The 262-nt window shown below is 74.8% G+C and carries 1 protein-coding gene; it reads right to left on the reverse strand.

All coding sequences use genetic code 11. The features are described from left to right. On the reverse strand, positions 1 to 201 hold a 201-nt coding region (locus L9G74_RS24300; protein ID WP_238898700.1), incomplete at its 3' end, for a hypothetical protein. Positions 202 to 262 lie beyond the last annotated feature (61 nt).

Consider the following 262-nt stretch of genomic DNA (forward strand, 5'->3'; position numbering starts at 1 on the left):
GGCGGAGGAGGCGAGGACGGAGGACGGCGAGACGTCGAGGCGGCCGGTGACGAGGCGGAGGGACGCGGCGGGGACGCGGGAGAGCGCCGAGACGGCGTCGAGGAGCGCCGCGCCGGAGACGGTCGTCGTCGAGAAGCGGAGGCAGCGTGTGCGGCCGTCGAGGAGCCGCACCAGGATCTGGTACTGGTTGGCCTCGGCCATGGCGCGCGGTGGCGGTGCTCGAAACCCTAGCCCGCCTCTCGCCGCCGATGTCGCCTCGCAG

The organism is Shewanella electrica, from assembly GCF_022321485.1.
Taxonomy (GTDB): domain Bacteria; phylum Pseudomonadota; class Gammaproteobacteria; order Enterobacterales; family Shewanellaceae; genus Shewanella; species Shewanella electrica.